Below are 23,907 nucleotides of genomic sequence, written 5' to 3'. Positions count from 1 at the left end.
GGTTCGCGATGACCCAGACAGCAATCCCATATGTTTTCATGCGCGGCGGCACTTCCCGAGGACCTTATTTTCGACGCTCTGATCTGCCCGAAGATTTGGACACTTTGGCCGATGTTCTGGTCGCTGCCATCGGGGCTGGACAAGCGCTCAACATCGACGGGATCGGTGGTGGTAACGCAGTGACGACCAAAGTGGCGATGCTTTCAGTCAGCGAGGACGAATGGGCCGATATCGACTATTTCTTCGCGCAGGTTTCTGTTGATGAAAAGCGGGTCGATTTCAAACCCACCTGCGGGAACATCCTCTCAGGAGTTGGTCCAGCTGCGATCGAAATGGGATTGTTCCAGCCCAACGGCGATGAAACCGAAATCCGTATTCGCGCTGTCAATACAGGCGCCCGTGTCGTTACCAAAGTGCAGACCCCGGGCGGTGAGTTGGTGTACGACGGCGATGTGGAAATCGCCGGAGTCCCCGGCCATTCTGCACCGGTGCAGCTGAGTTTCATGGGCGTTGTGGGTTCGGCAACTGGTGCATTTCTACCCACTGGAAATTTGCGCGATACAGTGCAGGGGGTCGAGCTGACTTGCATGGATGTCGCTGTGCCGATGGCGATAGCCCGAGCTGAGGATTTCGGACTGACAGGATATGAAAGCGTCGAAGAGCTGGATGCCAACCGTGCTTTTTTTGATCGGATGGAGGCCGTGCGGATCGAAGCCGGAGAACTGATGGGTATGGGGGACGTCTCGAAATCGGTAACTCCGAAATTCGGGTTGATCGCACCCGCCAGAGAGGGTGGAACTCTTGCGGTTCGGTATTTCATGCCATGGAAAACTCACCCGACACTGGCCGTTACAGGTGCGCAATGCATGGCGTCTTGCGCTTTGACGCCCGGTACCGTCGCCGACGGTTTGCTTGATCGCCCGAATTCAAGCCCGGCTGAAGTTGTGTTGGAGCACGCTTCAGGCAAGATCGACGTTCTGGTGGACTTCTCGAACGTCGGGGAGTTCAACGTTATTTCTGCCGGTCTGGTGAGGACTGCGCGTAAATTGGCAGATGGACATGTTTATGTACCGGAATCTGAGTGGAACGGCAGTTGAAGTAGCAATCCTCATTAAGTATACTATGGTATACCTAATGAGGATACCACGATGGACGACTATTCCGAATGCCTTGATATCGCGCGTCAGGAACTCAGGCTGGCGCAGTCGGCTCTGCGGAAGGATATCGCGGAATACCCAACACCGATTGCCGGTTGCGATGAGCAATTCAACCATCTGTTGGATCAACGCGAACGGGTTCGCAATGCGCTTGAAGCACTCGATAAACTTGATTTTGTGCCGACGCCAAGAAAACTGAACAAAAGTCAGGGTATAGAAAGTCGATGAAAGTTCACATTCTGGATGATTGGTTCGATACACTGCAGGACCTTCCCTGCTTCGGAAAACTGTCCGACCATCACGTGAAGGTCTGGACAGATCATGTCGAGGATACCGGCGAATTGGCCGCACGCTTGCAGGAGGCTGAGGCGCTGGTTTTGTTTCGCGAGCGCACCAAGATCACCCGGGATTTGATTGAAAAACTTCCAAACCTGAAATTGATCAGTCAGCGCAGCGTGTATCCGCATGTCGATTTGCAGGCATGCTCGGATAATGGCGTGCTGCTGTGTTCGAACATGCATGGTGGGACGCCTTCATATGCCGCAGCCGAACTGACATGGGCACTGATCATGGTCGGGATGCGCGATTTGCCTGCGCAGATGGCTTCGGTCAAAACGGGGCGTTGGCAGGCCGGAGTTGGCAAGACTCTGAGAGGGCGACAGTTGGGACTGTATGGATATGGGCGTATCGCCCGCGCTGTTGCTGGCTATGCCGAGGCATTCAAGATGAATGTGGTTTGGTGGTCTTCGGATGAAGGTCGGGCACGCGCGCAGGCCGACGGCGTGCAGATTGCTACAAGCCGCGAAGCGTTCTTTGCCAACAGTGATGTTGTCTCGGTCCATGTTCGCCTGAAGCCCAACACGAACGGTATCATCACAGCGTCAGATTTTTCGCAGATGCAACCGGGCGCGATGTTTGTGAACACCTCCCGGGCCGGGCTGATCGCTCCGGGTGCTTTGTTGGACGCGCTGAACGCTGGTCGCCCTGGGAAGGCCGCAATTGATGTCTTCGATACCGAGCCGCTCACCGACCCGAATGACCCCTTGCTATCGCACCCAAACCTGATTGCGACACCACATATAGGTTTTGTGACTGAGGACGAATTCGACCTGCAATTTGCAGACATTTTCGATCAGGTTAATGCCTTTGCTGAAGGTGCCCCTATTCACATGATCAACTCCGAGGTTTGGACCAGCGCAGAATAAGGTTGGCTGCTATGGGCGCGCCGATGATTACCAGCACGATCCTTGTCAGGTGGTGCGTGATCACAAAGCCCAGATCCGCGCCAGAAACGATGGCCAAGACCGTCATCTCTGCCTGTCCGCCGGGGGCAAAGGCCAAGAAAGCCTCAACCGGCTGACCGAAGCCCAACGTAGTGACAACGGCGGTGAAAGCGGCTGCGAGGATCGCAAGGACGATGACATAGGCGAAGCCCGCTGCAACCACCCGGCGGAGTTCGACCCAAGTGACGCCCACGAATTTCACGCCGATCCCGCAACCAATAAAGAATTGCGCTGCAAGTATGGCCTCGCGAGGCGGTCGAGTATGAATAAAATCACCCAGTGACAGAGCCGCTGTCAGGATCATTGGACCGAGGATAGATGCTCCGAACAGGCCGATCCTCTCACCGCCTTTCCAGCCTACAAGGGCGGCCAGTACCATCAGCGCCAACTCATGTATTGGCAGGTCGCGCGCAGGCTCTCCGATTGGGTTGGTGAGCTGGGCATCGTAGAACACTGTCAGAAACAGTGGGGCCAGTGCCACGATGATCAGCACGCGCGTACCGTGGATCAGGGATAGCGTACGCGGGTTGGCGCCTGCTTCGGCGCCAAAGATGATCATGTCCTGCAATCCGCCTGGCATGGCAGCATAAAACGCGGTCGTGGAGTCAAAACCCCAAATCTTACGAAAGAATGGTACGCCTACCAGCGCGATCAGCAGGATGAAGAACGGGACCAGTGCTATAGACGCGGCCATCTTCGGCAATCCGACAAAAAGTGCAGGGGTAATCGAAGCCCCAACTGCAACGCCGAGTATGGTGCGCGCTGCAACCGATATCTGACCAAAACCTTCCATAGGGGCATGCGCTAGGGCGGCGATCAGACACGCACTCATTGGGCCGAATAGAAAGGGCAGTGGCAGGTTCAACGCCCAAAATACTCCGGTGCCCAGCAGCGCAAGGACCAGTGTTACGGCCCGCTTTGTCAGGAAAGAGGGTGTTTTGTTTTGGGTGGACAAGGCACGGCTTTCGATAATATTGACTCATATCGTATCCAAATGTATACAAGTGGACGCAAGAATACAAGTGAGCGCTCGATGACCATTCAAGACGACCCCTATCAGACTGGCCCACAAGGCAATTCAGCGTATCAACACCTGCTGGATGAGATTCGGGATGGCACACTTCAGCCTGGCGAACGCCTACGCGAGATTGAGTTGTCAGAACGATTAGGCGTCAGTCGCACCCCTGTGCGCGAAGCTATCCGGCAGTTGGAGTCCGACGGGCTGGTAACTCATGTGCCACGGCAGGGCGCAACCGTACGCAGCCTCGATTATGCCGAAGTAATGGAGCTTTATGAGATGCGCGCGGTGCTCGAGGGAACCGCGGCACGACTAGCGGCACGTGCAGCGTCGGATGTCGAATTGGACGAGCTGTGCGTTTTGAATGATCGCTTGGCCGAGGCTGGCACAGGCTCGGAAGCGGCTCGGATCAACCGGATTTTTCACGCCACACTTTTGGACGCAGCAAAGAATCGGTTTCTTTCCAAGTCTATGTTGTCTTTGCAAAAAGCGCTGTTGATCCTTGGGCCATCACAATTGCTGGAGGGTGACCGGGCCGAGACAGCAGTGGCCGAGCATAAGCGCGTCATGGCTGCCTTAAAGGCCCGCGATGGCGCTGCGGCTGAAAAAGAAATGCGCGCGCATATTCAGGCCGCACAACGGATGCGTATTCGAGCGTTGCAAGAACGCGACCGGACAACCGACGAAAACCATTAGGTAGACAGGATATGACCACCCAAAAGGAAGCTTATGACATCGCTGTGATCGGCGGCGGGAATGCTGCTCTATGCGCTGCAATGACTGCTGCCGAGGCAGGCGCCCGTGTTCTGATTCTCGAGACAGCGCCAAAACCCTATCGTGGTGGAAACTCCCGTCATACGCGCAATTTTCGTTGTATGCATGGTGCACCTCTGGGTCCGCTGATCGAAAAATACAGCGAAGATGAGTATCTTGAAGATCTGCTCAAGGTCACTGGCGGCAAAACCGACGAACGTCTTGCTCGCCTCGCGATCCGAACCTCCGAGGAATGCCTTACGTGGATGGAAGAACACGGCGTGAGGTTTCAACCATCCCTGTCCGGGACACTGTCACTGGCGCGGACCAACGCCTTCTTCATGGGGGGCGGGAAGTCTCTGGTGAACGCCTACTACCGCACCGCGGCAGCTTTGGGCGTTGACGTGCTATACGAAGCTGCCGTGACGCATCTTGAACTGAACGGCGATCAGATTGAGTGGGTAGACTATACCTATGAAGGCCAGTCTCATCGCATCACGCCCAAGGCCGTCATCGTTGCTGCGGGCGGGTTTCAGGCAGATACCGATTGGCTCACTCGCGCATGGGGCGCGCCTGCGAAGAACTTCCTGATCCGGGGAACGCCCTATAACCGGGGCGTGGTGCTGGCTGATCTGCTGGATCAAAGCGTCGAAAGTGTTGGGGACCCGACCCAGTGTCACGCCGTTGCCATCGACGGGCGCGCGCCGAAGTTTGACGGCGGTATCGTCACTCGTTTGGATTGCGTGCCGTTTTCGATCGTCGTGAACAAAAATGCCGAGCGGTTTTATGACGAGGGCGAAGACGTCTGGCCCAAACGCTATGCGATTTGGGGGCGTCTGGTCGCCGCGCAGCCGGATCAGGTGGGCTATGTGATCATCGATGCGAAGTCGCTGAACCTGTTCATGCCCTCGGTGTTCCCTCCGCTAAAGGCGGACACCTTGGAGGAACTGGCTGGCATGATGGACCTACCCGCCGACAAGTTGAAGGCAACCGTTAGTGAATTCAACGAAGCTTGCGGCGACACCAGCGGATTTCATCCAACCGAGTTGGACGGGGTCACAACCTCGGGTCTGACGCCACCCAAAACCAACTGGGCTCGTCCGATCACCGATCCGCCCTTCTATGGCTACTCGCTGCGTACTGGCGTGACCTTCACCTATCTGGGGCTAAAGGTCGACGATACGGCCCAGTGTTCGACACCAGACAGCAAGATCAAAAACCTGTGGGCCGCGGGCGAGACGATGGCGGGTTCGATCCTTGGGCAGGGGTATCTGGCCGGTTTCGGCATGACCATCGGGACCGTTTTTGGACGCATCGCAGGACGTGAGGCTGCAGCCTATGCAAACTGATCTTTTTCAAGAAGCTCGCCGACAGGCTGAGATATGCAACGCCTGCCGGTACTGCGAGGGCTACTGCTCAGTCTTCCCGTCGCTGCACGCGGAACGCGCGTTCTCGGATGGAGACATCACGCAACTGGCTAATTTGTGCCACAACTGTCGAGGTTGCTACTATGCGTGTCAGTACACGGCACCGCACGAGTTCGATCTGAACCTGCCGAAAGCTCTGGCCGAAGTGCGGCGGGACACTTGGGAGAGCTTCGCCTGGCCCCAACCTCTGGCGCGGCGGTTCCATACTCACGGTGGCGCGATCGCGCTGGCCCTCGTCATCGGTTTTGCCGTGATGTTCTGGGCAATTCGCGCTGTTGGTTCCAGCGGAGGTGAAGGGTTCTATGCCGTCCTGTCCCATAATGCGATGGTCGCAATTTTCGCGCCGGCATTCTTGTTGCCACTCTTTAGCTTGGCTATCAGCCTGAGGCGCTATTGGGCGGAGGTAGGTGGCAAACCCATCCAATTGTCTGATCTGACTGCTGCGTTCAAACGCGCTGGCAAGATGCAGGACTTGGCCGCAGGCCACGGCGAGGGTTGCAACTTCGAGGACGAAGACCGGTTCAGTCAGGGCCGACGCCACATTCACCACGCCATCATGTACGGCTTCCTGCTGTGCTTTGCCTCGACCTCGGTGGCGACGATTATGCACTATGGGTTCGCGTTACACGCGCCCTACGGGTTCTGGTCCCTGCCAAAACTCTTTGGGGTTTCAGGCGGTATTCTGCTGACAGTGGGTTGCGGAGCTATGGTTTTTCTCAAGCAAAAGTCTGATCGCGAGCTTGGTGACCCGTCCGCATGGGGCGGCGAAATCGGGTTTGTCCTGTTGCTCGGATTTGTCGGGCTGAGCGGGCTGGTCCTTTACGTCCTCGGTTCAACTGATCTGATGCCCGCGCTGCTTGCCATCCACCTTGGATCGGTTCTGACGTTCTTCCTGCTCATGCCATACACCAAGATGGTTCATGGCTTCTATCGACTTGCAGCTTTGATCAGAGACGCGCAGCGTAAGAGAGAATTGTCAGTTGGTTGCTAGCAAACGTCCAACGCCGAGGGAGTAAAAAGTCGCAATTCAAGCGCATTTTGATGCCCTTTCTCGCTTCGTTCCAGCACCCCGGGTGGCGGTCAACTTCCGGATTGGGTCTGTTTACTGTGATTGACAACATCGACACGAAAGGCAGCTTTGTCCGCTTAGCGGTCGTTCGTTGCAACTTGCTGGAACGTCTGCACTGCGCAGAATGCTGACTTTGCAAATTTACGAGAACGGCTCAAATGAAATTGCCTTTAACCAAGCAGCAACAAGTTGGGGGTGTCGTCTGGCAAACTTACCGTTCGCAGTATCCCAACAGAATCTCTGAGCGGAACCCGAAATTGCTTCAAGGTTGCGTAAACAACGTTGGTTCCTCACTTTGAGAAAACGTAATCCATAGCAAGATTGAAAGAGAATTAAATGAAACGCCTGTTTCCATCTCTGCCGGAGAACGCGACACTTGGAAGTGTCTATCAAGCCTTTCCAGATAAACTTTCTCCGCTTTGTGCGTACGAAAGCCTTGTGATGAGGGGCGAGAGCGACCTCTCGGTTGCTGAACGTGAACTCATTGCGGCCTATGTCTCGGGATTGAATGCTTGTGCGTATTGCCATGGGGCGCACATCGTTTTCGCCAAAGCCTACGGTATTGAAGTCGAGACAATCGAGGCACTGATGGAAGACCGCGATACGGCGCCCGTCGAGGATCACCTCAAACCGTTGCTGGCATACATTGAAAAGCTCACTGTCTCACCATCCCGAATGACAGAAGCCGACGCTAGAGCAGTCTACGCGGCAGGCTGGTCGGAGAGTGCGCTGTTCGATGCTATCCAAGTTTGCGGTGTCTTTAATCTCGTGAACCGCTTCATAGAAGGAACAGGTGTCCAAAGCCCTGGCACCGACCCAAGAGAAGCGGACGAAGCCACTTTAAACCGATGCCGCAGTGACAGCTTCTATACCGATTTCGGACGAGAGAACGGCCTCGACATCCCTTGAATTGATGTTGTTCTAACGTTCGAAACGCCACGAAAAGCTGGTCCGATAGAGCGGCAGATGCGTCCTTCGCTCTCGGGGTTAAATCATTCGTCGGATCAAGTCGGCGCATTCATTTATTGTTGGTGGATCCATGTTCAAGCCTCAACGATCCGTCCTGCTTTTCGTAGATAACTCAATTTCTGATAAGGTTTTGGGGGCATGTGGGCTTTGTAAGGGTGGAGAGTTGCTTAAATTTGACGCTGAAACAACGAAATTACTTGAAATCGCCTATCAAGGCGCAGAACTGACGCGGCGAAGACAGGCTTCATTCGATGCGCTGTGCCCGGCTCCTGGTGAAACTATTTTGGACATCGGTTGTGGCAACGGGATGTTGACAGTTGAGTTGGCCCGGGCAGTTGGCTCGGATGGCTATGTCATCGGGATCGACCCAAGCGCTGACATGACGGCAGCTGCTAGAGAACGGTGCAGCGACTACGCAAACGTGGAGTTTCGTGCTGGTGCCGCAAATAGCTTGCCCATTGAGGATGAGAGTGCTGACAAGGCCGTCTCGGTACAGGTCTTTGAGTACATCGAAGACGTAGACGGTGCGTTGGCTGACACGCTGCGGTGCGTCAAACCCGGCGGGCGCCTCGTCATCAGCGATCTACACTTTGGCAGCTTGATCTGGTTCAGCGATGAGCCCGACAGAATGCAAAAGATGCTGACATCCTGGAACCAGCACTTTGTGAGTGGTTCCGTCCCGGAAAGACTGCCCGCGCTGATAAAGGCTCGCGGCGACCGTGTGGAAGATGTCTTGTCGTTCACAATGACGGATCACCAGTTGAAGCCTGATGGCCTCGCAATCATGATGATGCACCTCATGAAGCAATACACTGTCGCAAATGACCATGTTGATCCCGCAGTTGCGCAATCGTGGTTTGATGAGCAGCTCAGCCTTGCAAGGACTGGACGCTTCTTCTTTTCGATGACCCAATTTGTTGTCGTGGTGCGCAAAAAGGGGTGATTGAGCTAAGTAAATCGGCCTGGGTTCTTTCGCGGGCTTCATGAAAGTCTCGTATTGGTACTTACTCAATGGCTACAACACAGGTGCGTGGCTGCCACTTCCAGCTTGCAGCTGCATTTGGCGTGATCTAATCGCCTTATTCGGCCGATTGTCACCAAGTGTCGTCAGAACCTTCCTGGATACAGACTCACCATGTTCTGCACGTCAAGCTCACTCGAAAACGCATCGGGATTACTCCAGATCACGTCATTAATATAGTCGCGTTCAGCGTGAAAATCGTCAGCTGTAGGCCGCGGCTTCCGGGCTTCGGGGAAGCCTCTCTTGGTCCTACCGAACAGTCCACCAAATACGGTCCAGATGCTGGGTGACATTGTATGGGAAGCCATCTCATGGTCCTTTCCGAGTTGCTTGCGCTGTCGCAACAACAGTAACTGTTCACCTGTTTTTCTGGTATCCGGCACAAAATTGTGCTGTTCTAAAAAAATGAAGAACGGGTTCCGAAATTGGTCGGATATTCGTGTGTTCCTCTCTGTCTTGAGAGAAGGATCGACGCTTGCGGCCTCCAGAAAGCTAAAGGTCTCCCAACCAACGGTCGCCCGACGCATTGATGTTCTCGAAAGAGAAACAGGCTTGACGCTGTTTGAGCGTGGTACGCACGGGTTCAAACCGACCCCAGAAGCCCTTCGCCTCGTTCCCCTCGCCGAAGCAATCGAGGCTTCAGTCCTCGAATTTACCGATTGCGCGAAGGAATTGACGTCGACACAACCCATCCGTATCACCGCTTATTCGGCAAACTTCTCCGCACGCATGATTGAAATCGTAAACGAGTTTTCCGCCGACAATCAGGATGTCGCATTCGAGTTTTTGTCCAGCGTTCGGGCGCTGGACCTGATGGCGGGCGAGGCCGACATTGCTTTGCGCCTTGCAAGAACCGATCCCGATCCTGACCTGATCTGTCGTAAGATCAGCACGGCCCGCTGGTCTTTGTTCGGCAGCAAAAATTACGCGGACAAATTTGGCTTACCGGGGTCAACGAATGATCTGGCCGGGCATCAGTTTGTTACCTTTCAGCGGGACGATGTGCCCAATGTATTCCACGAATGGTTGACCAATCACGTGGAGCCGGACCAGATCGTCATGTCTTTCACTGAACTGGAGCTAATGCATGCGGCGATCAGGTCAGGGCAAGGCCTTGGGATCAGCAATGTCAAGCTGGTGGAAACAGACATGTCTTTTATCCGATGTTTCGACGAAATCCCCGAACTTGCGGTGCCGCACCTAATGCTCATTTCGCCGGAAGCTTATCGCCGGCCAGAGGTTAGAGCCTTCGTTAAGTTCTTCGCACCTCGCTATGCGGCAATCTACAAGTAGTTATTTAGGCAAAAAGGATTGATAACACGCGAACAAGCTAGTTTGCATGTACGCCACGACCGCAATTGCGAATAGAAGCCTTATGTAGCAAGCCCAAGGATACTCTTGAAGATGACAATGGGAGTTCAAATTGATCGCCGCGCCCAAGTCGCTGCAAACTGCCTTAACTCCGATATGCCATCACGTGGTGCATAACCAGGTTAAGAACTTCAACATCGTTCTGGTTAAATGTCTGGTATCGGAATTTGACCGTTCCCCGGTCTGGCTTCGAACGTGACGGTGTAATCGCCTCAACCGTGACGCGCACGCTGATCGTGTCACCGGAATACACCGGAGCCAGCCACCGTACCTCGTCCATTCCATGTCCACCCAGATTGGTTCCGGTAAGTACACCAGTGTCGCGAAACAACCTGAAAGTAAGCGCTATTGTCTGAAATCCACTGGCAATGAGACCGCCGAACATCGACTCTGCGGCAGCCACTTTGTTAACGTGGAAGGGCTGCGGGTCATGAACCAGTGCGAAGTCAATAATCGCTCCCTCGGTCAGCGTGACGCCACCGGTTTCGAAGGTTTCGCCAACCGACAAATCGTCGATGTATTTTCCGCTAGCCATGGCAAAAGTATAGTTTGATGCAGACTCAACCGTCAACGCGGAGCCAGGCTCGGCCGCCACTAATGCTGCATTGTCTTTCGACCATGGCAAAGATCGTAATGGAGAACTAAGTCAGTGGTCGTTGACCTATGCCGCGGCGACAAATAGGTGCGCTTCTTGCGGTACGTGCAATACGCCTTCTTTGTCATATCTAGACAAAGCGTCTGCAACCTCTTCCACGACCTTGTTGGTGACGTCAGCACCTGCATCCTTAAGATCGGTTTCGATTGGCAGCGCCATGATTTGCGCGCGAAGATCAATAAATCTTCGCTCAAGTACCAATGGCTCGTGACGAGCTATCTTGAAGCCTGCATCGACCAACAACTTAGAAATGAGGTCCCCATCTCGAAACGAAAAAGGCGCTCTGGCCTTGATTGCGGCATCTGTTCCAACATGGCGCTCGAGAGCTTTTGCAAGCGCTCCATTGAAGGGCGACACTGCACGCCAACATGTCAAAAATAGCTGACCGTTATTGCGCAAGATCCGATGAACTTCCTGCAAAGCCGCGGATTTGTCGGGGAAGAACTGAAGCCCCTGTTGTATGAAGGCATAGTCAAACGTAGCATTTTCGAAAGGTAACTCGGTTACATCCTCTGCATACCACTCGAGCACATGACGACAATCCGGCTGATTGGATTGCGCGACCTCAATCATGGTTTCGTTCAGATCTACGCCAACAACCCGGCCTTCGCCCGTCAGTTTCCTTGCAATCTCTCGCGTCAAAGCCCCGGTGCCGCATGCAATGTCGATAACACAAGTGCCGCTTCGAAGCTGAACCTTCTGCATTGTTGCTTCAGCCAATGGACCGAACATCGCAGGCACACTATGGTTGTTGTACTTCTGCGCAGCTTCTTTGGTCAGCCGGAATTTGTCCGTCATCAAAAATATCCTCCTAGCAAAGCGTTAATAATTGGACCACCCAAAGTGACCCAAAATCGTAGTCTCACGAGGCTTCAACTGGAAGGCTCTCATCGGCGCTCCACTCAGCCCATGAACCATCATACAGGCGGGACTTTTCGAACCCCATTTGGCGCAGCGCAAGGAGCCCACAAGAAGCAGCTATGCCACGGCCGCAATAAGCGATGACCTCATCGTCAGTTTGAATTCCCTTGTCCTGATAGTGCTTGAGGAGCTTGGAATGATCCGCCAACTTGAATGACCCACGTTCCTTTAGTTTAGCTGCACGTTCGGATATGGGTGTGTGTGCCAAGTCCGGATCGATGTTCGATATCGCCGGTATGTTGACCGCACTGGGGATATGTCCCGAGCGACCTCCCCATGTGTGAACTCCGTCGCCTCGGAAGAGGTCGTTTGGTAGAAAGTCCACAATTCTGACTCTGGGTTTACCTATCGCATCCAAGACATCAGCTTTGCGGGCAATCCAATTGCTCTGCACTGTTGGTTCAAAGTCACCATGCTCAACGGCTAGATCGCCAGTTTCAGTGGTCCGACCTTCGAGTTTCCATTGCTGCAAGCCGCCGTCCAAGACCCGCACGTTGTTATGGCCATAGTGCGAAAGTGCCCACCAAAGACGCGCAGACGCCAACGGAAGCCCAGAGTCATCGTAGACCACGACATGACTGTCGTTGGAAACACCCAACTCTCGCATCTTTTCCCCAAAATCCTCTGGCCCGAGCATCATATCGGGAGTGTTCTGAGTGCTGTCTGCAAGCTCTGTCGACATGCCAACATACACTGCGCCAGGAATGTGCTCGGCTTGGAATTCGCTCCTATCATCATAGGCCACGCCCTTGCCGTTTTCCTCCCTAAACTTCCAGCGAACATCAATGATGCGTAGTTTCGGGTCAGTCAGGTTATCTGCCAACCAAGCCGTATCAATGAGCGGGCGAGTTTGGGTAGTCATACCTACGTTCTCCTCTAACCGGACGCGGGTCGAGCCGTATGCAATAATCCCCAAATTTGGTTTCGGAGTCCAATTTTGGAAAATCGATATTTGATGAAGCAACTATGGTTTGAACGGCTTTTAGATGATTTCATGAGACTTCTGAAAGAAACGGATGCTGAAATCATGGCGCCTCGTACCGTCGATTTCCTTTGACTCGTTTATGGCTAGGCATGCTCATATAGCTAACTGACGGACAGGTTTGGTACAGATAGTGGAAGGTTTGGATGCTTGAAGATCGATACGGAAGCCCGCTAACGACCACATCACAAACTGCGCGAGACGCGTACGTTGAAGGCATCGACCGTTTTCTGGGTGCTTTTGATGATGTTGAAGAAGCCTACCGATCAGCAATGCGGGCAGATGATGGTTTTGCTATGCCGCATGTTGGGCTTGCGCGCTACCTTGTTACTGTCGGGCGTGGACAAGATGCAAAGCGTGAAATAGCCGTCGCAAAAGAACTTTCGCATGGCGTCAGCCCGCGCGAAGCCGCCCAGATCGACATTATCAGCGATCTCATTGAGGGGCGTGCACCGCAGGCCTACAGGCGCATCCGAGATCACGTCGCAGACCATCCGCGAGATATTTTGCTTGCTCAGACATGTACCAGCGTATTTGGCTTAATAGGGTTTTCAGGTCAGGCTGGACGCGAGGCAGAGCAGCTTGCGTACACAACCATGTTAAAGCCACACTATGGCGACGACTGGTGGTTTCTCTGCCAGCATGCATTTGCCCAGATGGAGGCCGGACAGATTGGCCCGGCCGCGGAAAACATCGAGCGCGCGCTTGAATTGAAGCCTGACAGCGCACACAGTGCACATGTCAGGGCCCATCTCTACTATGAGAACGGGGAGACGGACGCTGGCTACGCTTATCTTCGCGAGTTCTGGCAAGACTATCCCTTCACAGCGTATCTGCACTGCCATCTCAGCTGGCACGTCGCTCTTTGGGCGCTTGAGAGCGGCGATGTGGCAGGTATGTGGAAGCTGTTCGATGATTATGTTTCCCCCGACCGACCACCTGCGCCACCACTGAACGTTCTGACTGATAGTGTGGCAATTGTTCACCGCGCCTTTTTGGCTGGCGAGCAAATTCCTCAGGAGCGTTGGCAACAACTCAGCGACTATGCTGTTCAGTTCTTTCCTTCACCTGGTTTGGCTTTTGCGGATGTTCACGCTGCTCTTGCGCATGCGATGGCTGGAAACAGAGAGCGTCTGGAAGCAACCATTGACGGCGCAAAGGGACCCGCAGGCCCCACCGTTGCTTCGGTAGCAGGCGCATTCCGTGCGTTGGCGGATGGAAATGCGGACGAAGCGATTGAGAAATTCGTAAGTGTCATGTCTGAGCACGAACGCCTTGGTGGTAGCCGGGCGCAACGCGACATTGTTGAGTTTTCATTGGCGCATGCGCTGGCAATATCGGGACAATCGAATGAAGCTCGACGTATCCTCAACATGCATCGACCGCATACCTCTCACGACCATGCAGTTGCCACGCTAGAAGGGTAGGGTGCCCGTATTTTTGACGCCCGCAATGAGCCCAAATTACACGTTTTCAACGCCAGTTAGAACAGAAGCTGTCGCACGACGTTACCAGGCCCCGAAAGTGTTGGTTGGCGGAAAAGACCAACCTGACTGCCGACATCAGCTTTCTCAAAAGACCGTCTTAGGTGTGCGAGCGGTGTTTGTGGTCTTGTCGGTGGGCTAGTGTGGAGGGATTGGACGGTGCCTCACGCACGTAGCCGATAAGTTGATCAGTCGCCAAGGAGAGTGCTTCGATCAAATGGGGCTCATATAAGTCGGGTCTATGCCTTGGGTCGGCTTTGATGTCGCCAGTATCGAGAAACAGCCCATTGTGGTAACCTCCTACCTTTAATTAGGGGGTTATTGTGATGGAATACTATGATCTCGGTAGCTACAGCCGAAAGATCACAACCTCGTCGGACGAAGCCCAGCTTTGGTTTGATCGTGGTTTGGCTTGGACTTACGCGTACAACCACGAAGAAGCGATTGTATGCTTTCAGAATGCCGTGGCTGCGGATCCAAATTGCGCAATGGCGCATTGGGGCATCGCGTATTGCATTGGGCCGAACTACAACAAGCCCTGGGAAACATTCGAAGAAGACGAGAAGCCTGACTGTATCGCCTTGGCAAAAGCGTCAATCGAGGCTGCTGCGTCGTTAAAGGACAAACTGACGCCTGTTGAGCGCGCGCTCATCGAAGCCATTCCGGCTCGTTATCCATCCTCATCGGATATCGAGGATTTTAGCCCATGGAATGATGCATTCGCTGATGCGATGCGAAAGGTTCACTCTGAATTCGATCAGGATCTGGACGTGTCTGCGATTCTGGCCGAGTCGCTCATGAACCGGACACCTTGGCAGCTTTGGGATTTGCCGACTGGGAAACCAGCGGATGGAGCCGATACACTTGAAGCCATAGCAGTCCTCGAAACTGCATTTGATACACTCCTCGGAGCATGGGAACACGCAGGGCTCCTGCACATGTACATTCACCTGATGGAAATGTCGCCCCACCCCGAACGGGCACTGCGTCACGGCGATGTGCTCAGCACGCTGGTGCCCGAGGCCGGGCATTTGCTTCACATGCCCACCCATATTGACGTCTTGTGTGGAGATTACATGAACGTTGTGTTGCGTAATCACAAAGCCATCTTGTCAGATCGAAAGTTCCTGGAACGCGAAGGCCCTGACAACTTCTATTCCGTTTACAGGTGTCATAACTACCACTTCAAAATCTACGGAGCGATGTTTTTGGGGCAGCCAACGGCGGCACTGGAAGCTGCTGATGAGCTTGTCGAAACTTTACCTTCAGAGACACTTCGGCCAATGGCTGATTGGTTCGAGGCGTTCATTCCTATGAAACAACATGTATTGATCAGGTTTGGACGCTGGCAGGCTATCCTTGATCAGGATTTACCTGAAGATGCGGAGCTCTACAGCGTCACTATCGCCATGATGCGGTATGCAAGGACGGTCGCCTTGGCCAACCTACACAGGGTCGCTGAAGCCGAGAGTGAAAAAGCCAAGTTCTATGATGCTCTAGCCAGAGTTCCTGAGACCCGAATGCTGTTCAACAACACATGCCGGGACATTCTGAAGGTCGCTGAGCAAATGATGCTGGGTGAGTTGGCCTATCACACAGGAGAGCACGAAACGGCCTTTGACCACCTGCGAAAGTCAGTCGAGATCGACGACAACTTGCCATACGACGAGCCCTGGGGCTGGATGCAACCCACCCGTCATGCGCTGGGTGCTCTTCTTCTTGAACAGGGCCAGATGGAGGAAGCCGAAGCTGTTTACCGTGCAGACCTTGGCCTGGATGCAACGCTTAGCCGGGCCTGTCAGCATCCGGGCAACGTCTGGAGCCTGCATGGCTTGCACGAATGTCTCGCCCGGCGCGGTGAAACGGTCGAAGCCGCCCACATTAAGCTACAACTGGACAAGGCCGCTGCCCGCGCCGAGGTGCCGATAAAGGCGTCGTGTTATTGCAGGCAGAAGGCGTTGGCCGCCGAGTAATCTCGGATCAACAGCAATGGCTGGGGCAATTGCGAGGCCCGCTTCTGCCGTTGATCGGGACTTGTTTAACTTCGTTGATGGCAACCGTCTGGGCGACCACAAGACCGGCAATCATCGCTTGGATGCCGTTTTGCGGTAAATCAGCCGCATGGTAGCATCGCGTAGGATTTGCAGTCGGGGGGCAACATGGTCTTAACATTCGCACAAATGGAAACTCAGGAAATATCCAAAGCAAATCCAATTTCAGCAACTGACGCGCTGGCAGTACTGATCGAAGACCCCAACGCACTTGTGGTGGACGTAAGGGATAGCGCTGAAATTGCGGCCACAGGTATCAGCCCAAGAGCAATTCCGGCTCCTGGTCGCGCCGTCGCTTGGATGGCAGACCTTGAAAGTGAATACAGATCTCAAGAGTTACAGGATCGTGCAAGGCGAATTTTCACCACTTGTGGCGGAGCTCCGAGCTATCGAGGCGCGGCAGCGGCAAATGTATTGACTGCGATGGGTTTTCAAAACGTGCAGTTCATCGATGGAGGGATGGCGGCTCTGATCGCAGCGGGCTCCTCTACAAAGCAGCCTTAAAAAAGGCGAAACCAACGGTGATGAGCAAACACGCAGGGGTCAATAGAAGCTTCTCAGCTTGCAGAGTTGTGTCTCGATACGACTTGCGACTGAGATTTTAGCCAATTGACGAAAACCTTAGCCTCGGGGCGCTGAAATTCTGCCTGCGTCTGGATGTAATAGACGCCGAAGAGAGGCTCAGAGAACAATTCAATCATCCGACCAGATGACAGATCGTCCTCGAAAAAAGCTCTGGCAGAATACGTGATACCGTCACCCCGGCGAACCGCAGTCATGATCAGGTTCCCCGGCATGTGATTTATCGTCAATGGCTCGAGAGGTACGACCCCATGATAGGTGAACCAGTCGGCCGCTTCGTTGGTGCCCAGTTCCTGCAACCAAGGCAGTTTTGTCAGAGAGGCCGGGTCACGCAGATCTTGGCCTTCCACCAGTGAAGGTGTCCCGATCACGACCATGTCGGAAACAAGGACAGTATCCTCTTCTTTTCTCGGCATGCGTCTGTCGTGATACCGAATGGCGACATCGATACCACCTGGTCTTATCTGAACCAGTTCCGAAGTTGGGTTCAGCATCAAAGTGATCTCTGGATGTTCGCGTTGAAACTCTGCCATTCTCGGCAACAGCCACTCCACCGCGAATGCTGGTGACATTGTCACTTGAACGGGACGCTGCGCTGTGTGTTCTGCCAGTCGTTCGACACCCCTTCCAATGATTTCAAAGCCGATACCCAGTTCACGCGCAAGAATGATGCCTGGCTCTGTCAATTCAATGCTGCGCCCACGTTTAGCAACAAGAGCTACACCCAAGTGCCTTTCCAACGATTTCACCTGCTGGCTGACAGCCGCTTGGGTCACGTTCAAGCGTTCAGCCGCTACAGTGTAACTCCCAGCCTTCGCAACCGCTGAGAAGGCGCGCAAAGCGTTCATTGGGGGAAGGTGCAACCAATCCATACTGTAGTTTTTCTAAAGTTTTGTTAGACTATTTGAGTCGCATGATATCGACATTCTTGACATTATTCACAGTGAAATCTGCGCTGCTATTATAAAATATTGGAGCGGATGCTTTAGTGCTGATGTCAACCTAGCCGCATGCCAGGAGATCTTGATACGATGGAAAAACTTCAAGGTGGATGTTACTGTGGTGCTGTTCGATACCAGATCGCGACACCACCTGTCTGGTCGGGACATTGCCATTGTCGTTCATGCCAAATGGCCCTTGGCGGTGCCTTTGTAACTTGGGCTAAAGTGGCAGCGGAAGACTTCGTAGTTATCAAAGGCGAAATCCAACACATTGAGAAAACTTCGGGTATTCGCCGCGGGTTTTGTCGGGACTGTGGAACGACGTTGACCTATGCCGCCCTAAATGAAGTTGAGGGCCAAGACTGGAGCGCTGATGCGTGGTTTTCTGCTGTAACGTTGGACGACCCATCGATTGCACAACCCATGGCCCACATCTTCGTGTCACATCAGCAGCCATGGATAAAACTCGACGACGGGCTGCCGACGTTTCCTGAATTCTAGATAACTTTCCGAGCGAACAGAGGAGAAAGCGATGAACGCTGCTTATTCATATGCCTGCAAGGATTGCGAGGGCATGGAGGCCTGCCCAGGGAAAGTGATCGCAGCGACCAAAGATGAAGTATGGAAACTCATGGAGCTCCACGCGGTGGTCGCTCATGGAGAGGACCCCAGCTCGTGGGATGCCGACACTCGGGCATATCTGGAAACACTAATAAAGCCCGCTTGATCAAATAAATTAAGCTTCAAGTTCCTACGGATAATCGGCCAAAATTATCAACTTGGTTGCTTAACCGCGAAGGGCAGCTTTCGTCTGCTACTGGGAAATTGCTGGGCCCATTTGTGAGTATCCGGGTTTGGACTGCGGCCTACCGCCAAGGCGCCTAGAAGCGCACGGCCATCACGAACCCAAATCGGAAACGTGTGAGATTGGTTTGCATCACAAACCATCCTGCTACAGCGAAACCTTGCTCCTATTCAGGCAAACCGGCTAGTCGCAATGACGCACAGTCTTTCTCCAGCCTTTTTCTGTCAGAGAAAAGTTGAGTATTCGCCCAGTCCGATATGGAAAACTGAGGGCGGTATTTCATCACATTCCGTGCTTCATCGCGAGCGGCCTCAAGGTTCTCCGTCTCTACATGGACGATTACGAGGTCGAGGTGACCAAAGCCTTCAACCCTTTGACCATATTCGGTGAATGCTTTCTTGGCTTCCTCGTATTGACCGTCGAGTCGAAGGGCTAAACCCAGAACGCCTGCATACCAACCTGGATAGTGAGGGTTCAGGGTAATGGCTTGTTGTGCGACTTGGATCGCTTCATTTGCCTGGCCATTGAAAGCTAGGGTGATTGACAGTCTGGCAGCCACGTCAGCGTGGTTTGGATTCAGCGCTAGTGCCTCGTTGAACTTCTCGATAGCCGAAACCAGCTTGCCATCGATTGCATCCGCAAAACCCGCAATAGCGTGAGCCTCTGGGTTGTAGCTGTCTATTTCCAGAGCCCGCTGAGCGCAGTCACGAGCCTCCGCTAGCGCGGCACGCCGGTCAGCAACAAATCCATGTCGTGCTTCGACAGTGCAAATGAATCCCAAAGTACAATACGGAGCCGAGTAACCCGGGTCGAGTGCAATTGCCTGTTGTGCAAATCGGCGAGCGTCGGCCTGAGCTTCCCTGGTAATTCTGCGCGAAGCCTCAACGGCCTTTAGTTGAGCGGTCCACGCGCCTAGGTTATTTGTGCCGGATCCTCTGAAACGAGCCATTTCTCCCGCCAACAGTTCGACTTGAAGCTCGGTTGCAATCCTAAGTGCGATTTCATCCTGAACTTCGAATACATCTTCAATGAGGCGATCATAGCGGTCTGCCCAAATATGCATGCCGGACTTTGCATCGATTAGCTGTGCTGTGATCCTCACCCGGTTACCGCTTTGACGGACACTTCCCTCAAGAACAAGATCGACACCCTGCTCCAGACCGACCTGTTTCACGTCAACGGAGCGACCTTTGTAGACGAATGTAGAGTTACGCGCGACGACTAGTAAATTCGGGAGTTTTGATAAAGTGGTGATGATCTCTTCGGTAATTCCATCTGCAAAAAACTCCTGATCCGGGTCAGAAGAAAGATTATCGAAAGGTAAGACGCCGATTAGCAGAGACTTTGTATGGCTAGCCGGAGTTACTCGCGGTGGGGCAGAACCTGGCGGCGACCATTGGAAAACTTCTATTGGTGACGGCGCGTTCTTAAACTGTCGCTCTCCAGCGCGATAAAATTGCTCAGCGAGGCGCTCGTCAAGGCTGCGATGGACGACATCTGAAATTAACACAGCCCCTTCGTTGGAAGCCTCTTGTAGACGTGCAGATAGATTGATGCCATCGCCGAAAATGTCATCTTCGTCGAATACGACATCTCCAAGATGCACACCCACTCGTAGTTTCAATGAGGACTGAGTCGACACCTGGCTTTGAAGATCAAGGGCGCATCGTACTGCATCAGATACCGAGTTAAACTCGACTATCCATCCATCACCCATCCTCTTAACGACATTACCTCGATGATCGCTAACCAAAGGATCAAATAACTCTCGACGTAGAACACGAAGTTCGCTGAGAGTCCTATTTTCATCTGCCTTAATCTGGCCTGAGTAGTTTACTACATCTGCCGAGAGTACTGCGGAAAGTCTGCGGTCTCCATTCATGTCTATTGGTAACGCAAATTACGCTGCTTGGAAAAGACAACATGATTTCCTGAACGTCGCGCATGTCCTAGTGAACGGTTTGGTGCAAAACTGAAAAGCTTGACTGTGAATGCCTGCTTCGGGCTGGACCTGCCAAACATGCAAGCTGCGGAGAATGGCCGCTTCGAGCCCAAACCAACCGATGTTGCTGAAAGCACCAATGTCAGCGATGCGCAGAAAGCTGACTTTGCAAAGTTGCCGTTCAACGTTTCGCTTGCCCGACCTGACCGTCCCAGATGGTCGGAGGCTCTTCTTGGAAGTGCGGCACTTTAGATTGTTGTCCTAATTGAGGCAAATTTAGGTACAGAGCATTTTTGGGCTACGTCAGCCAACGTAAACGCCAGGGAATATGGGCAATACGAAATCCAATTATCCAGATGACAATTGACGAACTATTGGTCGACTAATCTCATTGTCCGAGCAAAACCTACCATGCGAGCTTCAGCGCTGCTTTCGTTTGACCGAAATAATGCATCCAGAATGTTTTGGATGCCTTGCAGGCACATCCCGTGCCATTGCGTCCACGTTTCCCAGGTGCCGTAACGCTCCGTTGTTCAGCAACACGCCTCGCCCAGCATCATAACGGCGCTGTCCAAATCCGCTGGCAACGCATTCCCAGTCTTCCTTGGCCGCCGCGTTGCGGAATCTCGGTAGGTCGTGCGGGTCATGTCGTCCAGGTGTTGCTGCGACGTGATCGTGTTTCTTCGCATTGCTTTGGTGCGTTAGATGGTGGGTCACTTGTGTTGTGCCAGGTTGCTGGACAGTACCGGTTGTCGGCCTCGGCTTAGGGCGCATGATTGTCACGACGCCTTGTGGCTTCGGATGCCCTGGGACTGCCACGTGAGTTGCCGTCGGTTTTGGTGTCAACTGTGGAACCTGGCCAGGAACCGCCGTGGGAACCTGATTGGGGGTTGCGGTTGGGACAAGCGGTGGTGTCGCCGTAGTACCGCTGGGTTGCGGAACACGGCCGGGCACTGCGACCGGAATCTGGTTTGGTGTTGCAGTTGGGACGAGCGGTGGCACAGCAGTTTGTCCAGTGGGCTGAGGTGGGACCTGACCAGGAACTGCGACTGGTATTTGGTTTGGTGTTGCGGTGGGCACAAGTGGCGGCACCGCTGTTGGGCCGGTGGGTTGAGGCGGAACCTGGCCAGGGGTAGCGACCGGAACTTGATTGGGAGTTGCAGTCGGAACTTGCGACGGCACCGCGGTAGGACCGGCGACCAATGGTGGAACCTGATTGGGAACGGCTGTCGGAACCCGTTTTGGTGTCGCGTTTGGTGCCAAAGGCGGAGCTAGAGTTGGCGCTACTACCGGCGTGGGAACCTGACCAGGAACCGCTATCGGTGTCGCAATAGGAACCTGACCGGGAATTGCGTTCGGGACCGCGCCCGGCGCAAGGACTGGAACAGTAACGGACGTGGGCGTTTGCTGCGTTCCCTTAGGCGGCAACTGATTTGCCACCGGCTGAGTTGGGCCAGTAACTTGATTACCTGCCCCTTGCCCACCAGCCTGCCCGCACCCTTGGCTCGACTGGTGTGGGTTCCCTACACCTCGGCACCACCCGTAGTGATTTCCGCGGGCAAAGACCTGAGTAACGGCCAGTTCTGTAATTAGACAAGTTGCGGTAAGTACAGCAATTCGGTTCAGTTTCATAACATTCTCACCAACTTGTTGTCAGAGCAAGATACGCGCCAGGATCGCCAGAGTCGGTCAAAGGGCCGTCTCTCAAAGGGACACCGACATATCCGGACAGAAATAGATTTTTCTTAAACTCAATGTCCAAACCCAGACCTGTCGACGCCAGTGTAGCATTATCAACTTCGAAACTCGCAGGGTCATTGTTCGAGATGTAACCCACGTCGAAAAAGGCAAAGGGCGTTAAGCGATGTACGCTCTGGGAACTGGGGAAGTAGGAATGAGACACTTCGAAAATCGCGGAAATCCCGGAATCGCCATCCACTTCGTCAAAACGATATCCGCGCAAAGCATAACGATCACCAAGGAAGTACTCTTCGACCGAGGGCAGCCGGTCTGTTGTGTACTGCCCCCAGATCTCGGTTCGCCAAGCTGTGTTGGGAGACAAGCCCGTTAGCGGGCTTTCGTATCCGACGCCGCCTCGTAGATGCCAGAACGAAGAGTCCCCGTCGTCAAAATTCGCGTCTGTCGTGTCGTTGTCATTGTCACCAAAAGATAAGGTTAGCCCCGCTTCCAGAGCTTGTCCCTTTGGATAGTTTTGCCCGTAAAGATATGTAAGGCCAACGACACTCGCGTCACTGGATAGTGGAACGCCACCACTGACTGAGTCCGCTTTTGAAAGGCGATAGTCCAACAGAAGATACCCATAACGGGCCACATCGCGGATCACGGGGTAACCCATCGCGACTGTGAAGTTCTCGCCGTCAATATCTGTTCTCGCAAAGTCCCCCGAGAGGTCACGTTTTGCGTTTATGTTCCCGTAGAAGATCTCACCGTACAGACCATTGCTGTTCAGCGGCGTGCGATAGGTAAGAGCGCCCCATAAAGAGTGTTCATCGTCTTTGTCCCAATTGTAATTGCCTGATCCCTCAAATCGCAGCAAATCCCCGACGGTCAGCGTTGAATAAAACTCTTGTACGACATAGAAGCTGAGCGCTTCTCCAAGCTCACGCGGAGGGTTGTCGAGTGTCGCACTACCGGCTTGTTTGCGCAGAGGTTCTCCCAATACCCTCAGCCGAGCACCAGCCTGATCCGGGTAATCAAGTTCGGTCGACACGTCCAAATCGGGTATGTCCTCGGCTAGCATAACCGCCCGCTCAAATCGTTTGAGAGTTATTGGATATGCGGTGGTGAGGGGCTGAAAAATCTTCTCTAGTGTTTTGAACGTGCGAGTATCTACGCCTTCAATTTCGATGGTTTGAATGCGCCCTTCATCAACAACTATGCTCTGCCCATCGGGACCAGGCCACGCCTCAGCTAAGAAGTAGCCGTCTTCTCGGTAGATCTGAGTGATCGTTGATGCGACCTCCACCGCTGTAATGCGCCCTGATCGATCAAAGGCCAACTGACCGGCAAAAGTTAACAGCTCATCCGCATCATACACCGTTACGCCGCTGACCGAGTGCTGGGATGCGATGTCCCAGGTTTGGGCAATGCTACTTCTTGGAACTGATGCAGTGGCCACAAGAGTGCAAATGATCGCAAAAACAACTGATCTGAATACGCGCATTTTTGACAACCTTAAAGTGACTGAGCATGTTGAAGTCCAATGTTATTATGTGGTTCGCATGTGTGAACCTGACGCTACTCGAATGTATTGATGGGTGATGTTTTTAAGAAACACAGTGAACAGAACGCAGATTTACTTATTACGCCGCACATACGACGGCGCTGAATTACACAAACCGGCTTTTCAACAAGTTAGAGTAGAGAACTAGTAGGACAGTCCTCACAATTCCGGTTGCTCAAAAACATAAAGCCGCGATTTCTTGGCATCGTCTGTTAGGACATAGAGAAGCCCT

22 protein-coding genes are annotated in these 23,907 nt (G+C 53.5%); 15 read left to right on the top strand and 7 right to left on the bottom strand.

Annotated elements, in window-relative coordinates:
- The first annotated feature begins 8 nt into the window (after positions 1–8).
- The 3 genes from GOV85_RS17335 to GOV85_RS17325 are packed head-to-tail and all read left to right on the top strand — an operon-like array spanning position 9 to position 2,362.
- Positions 9–1,097: a 4-oxalomesaconate tautomerase gene (locus tag GOV85_RS17335; protein WP_171180456.1), complete on the top strand. Its 1,089-nt coding sequence runs from the start codon at positions 9–11 to the stop codon at positions 1,095–1,097.
- Positions 1,098–1,148: 51 nt separating this feature from the next.
- Positions 1,149–1,385 carry a hypothetical protein gene (locus GOV85_RS17330; protein ID WP_171180454.1) on the top strand — a complete coding sequence of 79 codons (237 nt, stop codon included), beginning with the start codon at positions 1,149–1,151 and terminating at the stop codon, positions 1,383–1,385.
- On the top strand, positions 1,382–2,362 hold the full coding sequence (locus tag GOV85_RS17325; RefSeq protein WP_171180452.1) for a D-2-hydroxyacid dehydrogenase family protein: 981 nt from the start codon (positions 1,382–1,384) through the stop codon (positions 2,360–2,362). Before GOV85_RS17330 ends, GOV85_RS17325 begins: the two co-directional genes overlap by 4 nt.
- Here the strand turns inward: GOV85_RS17325 and GOV85_RS17320 are convergent.
- Positions 2,331–3,395: an AbrB family transcriptional regulator gene (locus tag GOV85_RS17320; RefSeq protein WP_216599091.1), complete on the bottom strand. Its 1,065-nt coding sequence runs from the start codon at positions 3,393–3,395 to the stop codon at positions 2,331–2,333. The genes GOV85_RS17325 and GOV85_RS17320 overlap by 32 nt on opposite strands.
- Before the next feature lie 78 nt (positions 3,396–3,473).
- Here GOV85_RS17320 and GOV85_RS17315 point away from each other — a divergent pair, with 78 nt between their 5' ends.
- The 6 genes from GOV85_RS17315 to GOV85_RS17290 all read left to right on the top strand — a co-directional run bounded on the left by GOV85_RS17315 (position 3,474) and on the right by GOV85_RS17290 (position 9,990).
- A complete protein-coding gene (locus tag GOV85_RS17315; RefSeq protein ID WP_171180450.1) occupies positions 3,474–4,154 on the top strand; it encodes a GntR family transcriptional regulator in 681 nt (226 codons plus the stop codon).
- Positions 4,155–4,165: 11 nt separating this feature from the next.
- Positions 4,166–5,560, top strand: coding sequence for an FAD-dependent tricarballylate dehydrogenase TcuA (gene tcuA, locus GOV85_RS17310; protein WP_171180448.1), 1,395 nt, complete (start codon positions 4,166–4,168; stop codon positions 5,558–5,560).
- On the top strand, positions 5,550–6,629 hold the full coding sequence (gene tcuB, locus GOV85_RS17305) for a tricarballylate utilization 4Fe-4S protein TcuB (protein ID WP_171180446.1): 1,080 nt from the start codon (positions 5,550–5,552) through the stop codon (positions 6,627–6,629). Before tcuA ends, tcuB begins: the two co-directional genes overlap by 11 nt.
- A 414-nt stretch (positions 6,630–7,043) precedes the next feature.
- Complete coding sequence (locus tag GOV85_RS17300; RefSeq protein WP_093964968.1) at positions 7,044–7,616, top strand: carboxymuconolactone decarboxylase family protein; 573 nt, start codon at positions 7,044–7,046, stop codon at positions 7,614–7,616.
- A 223-nt stretch (positions 7,617–7,839) separates the two neighbouring features.
- Positions 7,840–8,619 (top strand): methyltransferase domain-containing protein, encoded by a 780-nt coding sequence (locus GOV85_RS17295; RefSeq protein ID WP_093965079.1) that lies wholly within the window; start codon positions 7,840–7,842, stop codon positions 8,617–8,619.
- Positions 8,620–8,976: 357 nt separating this feature from the next.
- Positions 8,977–9,990: a LysR family transcriptional regulator gene (locus GOV85_RS17290; RefSeq protein ID WP_171180438.1), complete on the top strand. Its 1,014-nt coding sequence runs from the start codon at positions 8,977–8,979 to the stop codon at positions 9,988–9,990.
- A 163-nt stretch (positions 9,991–10,153) separates the two neighbouring features.
- On the opposite strand, the gene GOV85_RS17285 is transcribed toward GOV85_RS17290, so the two are convergent.
- The 3 genes from GOV85_RS17285 to GOV85_RS17275 form a co-directional block, all read right to left on the bottom strand.
- Positions 10,154–10,603 (bottom strand): MaoC family dehydratase, encoded by a 450-nt coding sequence (locus tag GOV85_RS17285; RefSeq protein WP_170787436.1) that lies wholly within the window; start codon positions 10,601–10,603, stop codon positions 10,154–10,156.
- Between the two features lie 126 nt (positions 10,604–10,729).
- The gene (locus GOV85_RS17280; protein ID WP_171180436.1) at positions 10,730–11,521 is read right to left on the bottom strand and encodes a class I SAM-dependent methyltransferase; all 792 of its coding nucleotides are present in this window, start codon (positions 11,519–11,521) and stop codon (positions 10,730–10,732) included.
- 64 nt (positions 11,522–11,585) lie between these two features.
- Complete coding sequence (locus tag GOV85_RS17275) at positions 11,586–12,506, bottom strand: sulfurtransferase (RefSeq protein ID WP_170805205.1); 921 nt, start codon at positions 12,504–12,506, stop codon at positions 11,586–11,588.
- Positions 12,507–12,772: 266 nt separating this feature from the next.
- Between GOV85_RS17275 and GOV85_RS17270 the strand changes: the two genes are divergently transcribed.
- The 3 genes from GOV85_RS17270 (at position 12,773) to GOV85_RS17260 (ending at position 16,665) form a co-directional block, all read left to right on the top strand.
- Positions 12,773–14,053 (top strand): tetratricopeptide repeat protein, encoded by a 1,281-nt coding sequence (locus GOV85_RS17270; RefSeq protein ID WP_171180434.1) that lies wholly within the window; start codon positions 12,773–12,775, stop codon positions 14,051–14,053.
- Between the two features lie 383 nt (positions 14,054–14,436).
- Positions 14,437–16,083, top strand: a complete 1,647-nt coding sequence (locus GOV85_RS17265) for a tetratricopeptide repeat protein (RefSeq protein WP_171180433.1) — start codon at positions 14,437–14,439, stop codon at positions 16,081–16,083.
- Positions 16,084–16,290: 207 nt separating this feature from the next.
- Positions 16,291–16,665, top strand: a complete 375-nt coding sequence (locus GOV85_RS17260; RefSeq protein ID WP_171180432.1) for a rhodanese-like domain-containing protein — start codon at positions 16,291–16,293, stop codon at positions 16,663–16,665.
- A 53-nt stretch (positions 16,666–16,718) separates the two neighbouring features.
- On the opposite strand, the gene GOV85_RS17255 is transcribed toward GOV85_RS17260, so the two are convergent.
- Positions 16,719–17,615, bottom strand: coding sequence for a LysR family transcriptional regulator (locus GOV85_RS17255; protein ID WP_170415292.1), 897 nt, complete (start codon positions 17,613–17,615; stop codon positions 16,719–16,721).
- A gap of 159 nt (positions 17,616–17,774) precedes the next feature.
- Between GOV85_RS17255 and GOV85_RS17250 the strand changes: the two genes are divergently transcribed.
- Together GOV85_RS17250 and GOV85_RS17245 are read left to right on the top strand one after the other, a co-directional pair.
- Positions 17,775–18,185, top strand: a complete 411-nt coding sequence (locus tag GOV85_RS17250; protein ID WP_170805200.1) for a GFA family protein — start codon at positions 17,775–17,777, stop codon at positions 18,183–18,185.
- A 31-nt stretch (positions 18,186–18,216) separates the two neighbouring features.
- Positions 18,217–18,411, top strand: coding sequence for a DUF1059 domain-containing protein (locus tag GOV85_RS17245; RefSeq protein ID WP_170805199.1), 195 nt, complete (start codon positions 18,217–18,219; stop codon positions 18,409–18,411).
- Positions 18,412–18,655: 244 nt separating this feature from the next.
- Here GOV85_RS17245 and GOV85_RS17240 read toward each other — a convergent pair whose 3' ends face one another.
- On the bottom strand, positions 18,656–20,371 hold the full coding sequence (locus GOV85_RS17240; protein WP_253282942.1) for an adenylate/guanylate cyclase domain-containing protein: 1,716 nt from the start codon (positions 20,369–20,371) through the stop codon (positions 18,656–18,658).
- 99 nt (positions 20,372–20,470) lie between these two features.
- Here GOV85_RS17240 and GOV85_RS17235 point away from each other — a divergent pair, with 99 nt between their 5' ends.
- Entirely contained in the window at positions 20,471–20,683 is a 213-nt protein-coding gene (locus tag GOV85_RS17235) for a hypothetical protein (protein ID WP_171180430.1), read from the top strand.
- Positions 20,684–22,070: 1,387 nt separating this feature from the next.
- On the opposite strand, the gene GOV85_RS17230 is transcribed toward GOV85_RS17235, so the two are convergent.
- Positions 22,071–23,615: a ShlB/FhaC/HecB family hemolysin secretion/activation protein gene (locus GOV85_RS17230; protein WP_171180429.1), complete on the bottom strand. Its 1,545-nt coding sequence runs from the start codon at positions 23,613–23,615 to the stop codon at positions 22,071–22,073.
- Positions 23,616–23,907 lie beyond the last annotated feature (292 nt).

This window comes from Ruegeria sp. HKCCA4633 (assembly GCF_013034605.1).
Lineage (GTDB): Bacteria > Pseudomonadota > Alphaproteobacteria > Rhodobacterales > Rhodobacteraceae > Ruegeria.
This window is presented reverse-complemented; position numbering and strand designations above follow the sequence as displayed.

Coding starts and splice junctions, on each gene's coding strand:
- GOV85_RS17335 (WP_171180456.1), top strand. CDS start 9: ATGACCCAGACAGCAATCCCATATGTTTTCATGCGCGGCGGCACTTCC.
- GOV85_RS17330 (WP_171180454.1), top strand. CDS start 1,149: ATGGACGACTATTCCGAATGCCTTGATATCGCGCGTCAGGAACTCAGG.
- GOV85_RS17325 (WP_171180452.1), top strand. CDS start 1,382: ATGAAAGTTCACATTCTGGATGATTGGTTCGATACACTGCAGGACCTT.
- GOV85_RS17315 (WP_171180450.1), top strand. CDS start 3,474: ATGACCATTCAAGACGACCCCTATCAGACTGGCCCACAAGGCAATTCA.
- tcuA (WP_171180448.1), top strand. CDS start 4,166: ATGACCACCCAAAAGGAAGCTTATGACATCGCTGTGATCGGCGGCGGG.
- tcuB (WP_171180446.1), top strand. CDS start 5,550: ATGCAAACTGATCTTTTTCAAGAAGCTCGCCGACAGGCTGAGATATGC.
- GOV85_RS17300 (WP_093964968.1), top strand. CDS start 7,044: ATGAAACGCCTGTTTCCATCTCTGCCGGAGAACGCGACACTTGGAAGT.
- GOV85_RS17290 (WP_171180438.1), top strand. CDS start 8,977: ATGCTGGGTGACATTGTATGGGAAGCCATCTCATGGTCCTTTCCGAGT.
- GOV85_RS17285 (WP_170787436.1), bottom strand. CDS start 10,603: ATGGCTAGCGGAAAATACATCGACGATTTGTCGGTTGGCGAAACCTTC.
- GOV85_RS17280 (WP_171180436.1), bottom strand. CDS start 11,521: ATGACGGACAAATTCCGGCTGACCAAAGAAGCTGCGCAGAAGTACAAC.
- GOV85_RS17275 (WP_170805205.1), bottom strand. CDS start 12,506: ATGACTACCCAAACTCGCCCGCTCATTGATACGGCTTGGTTGGCAGAT.
- GOV85_RS17270 (WP_171180434.1), top strand. CDS start 12,773: ATGCTTGAAGATCGATACGGAAGCCCGCTAACGACCACATCACAAACT.
- GOV85_RS17265 (WP_171180433.1), top strand. CDS start 14,437: ATGGAATACTATGATCTCGGTAGCTACAGCCGAAAGATCACAACCTCG.
- GOV85_RS17260 (WP_171180432.1), top strand. CDS start 16,291: ATGGAAACTCAGGAAATATCCAAAGCAAATCCAATTTCAGCAACTGAC.
- GOV85_RS17255 (WP_170415292.1), bottom strand. CDS start 17,615: ATGGATTGGTTGCACCTTCCCCCAATGAACGCTTTGCGCGCCTTCTCA.
- GOV85_RS17250 (WP_170805200.1), top strand. CDS start 17,775: ATGGAAAAACTTCAAGGTGGATGTTACTGTGGTGCTGTTCGATACCAG.
- GOV85_RS17245 (WP_170805199.1), top strand. CDS start 18,217: ATGAACGCTGCTTATTCATATGCCTGCAAGGATTGCGAGGGCATGGAG.
- GOV85_RS17240 (WP_253282942.1), bottom strand. CDS start 20,371: ATGAATGGAGACCGCAGACTTTCCGCAGTACTCTCGGCAGATGTAGTA.
- GOV85_RS17230 (WP_171180429.1), bottom strand. CDS start 23,615: ATGCGCGTATTCAGATCAGTTGTTTTTGCGATCATTTGCACTCTTGTG.